We start from the raw sequence: 775 nt of genomic DNA on the forward strand, positions 1-775 counted from the left end.
ACGTACACACTGGGTTAGTGAAAGACTTCGGCACAAGGGTAGAGCCATCACATTGTGGGATTATGAGCGCTTGATTCTGGCTCAGTTTGCTGATGTTTACACCGTAAAGTGTATTGGCCATACCATTTTTAATGGCAATGTAGCCAGCTATAATGCTTTGTCGCCTGGTGCTGTTACCATTATTGCTGTTCCGGATATTTCAATTTCGAACGCTCCAAATCCACTGCAACCTAAAGTATCGAAAAACACGCTCAATGAAATTAAAAACTTTGTGAATCAGAGAAAATCATCCTTTGCGCAAGTGCATGTGCATAACCCAGTTTACGAACAGATCAGGTTGCATTTTCATGTTAAATTGAAGGATGGTTACGAAGATAATATTTATTTGCCACTTCTTAAAGAAAGCATAAAGTCATTGTTGGCACCTTGGATAAACAATAGTGCTACCCAGCTCGAGTTTGGCGGTAAGATCGAAAAGTCTACACTAATATATCAATTAGAAAAGCTGAGCTATGTAGATTATATCACCTGTTTTAAATTGTATTTGATCAGACCGGCCGGGTTAGAAGATATATCAACAAAAGATTTAGAACGAGCTGAAACTGCAACAGCTGCAAGCATTTTGACATCTTTTCCTGATCACAGCATCGTCAATATAAAAGATTTGCCTGGTGTAAAAAATCCTGATTGTTCATGTGCTGATTGCGATGACAATGTGATCAAATCAAGTAAACAATTTGTTTCTTTAAATGAATGTGGATGTAAGTGTGTACGT

1 protein-coding gene is annotated in these 775 nt (G+C 38.1%); it reads left to right on the forward strand.

What is annotated here, in order from left to right; translation table 11 throughout:
* Positions 1-775, forward strand: a 775-nt coding sequence (locus ON09_RS23820) for a hypothetical protein (protein WP_010603579.1), incomplete at both ends; no start/stop codon positions are given.

The organism is Pedobacter agri PB92 (assembly GCF_000258495.1).
Classification (GTDB): Bacteria; Bacteroidota; Bacteroidia; order Sphingobacteriales; family Sphingobacteriaceae; genus Pedobacter; species Pedobacter agri.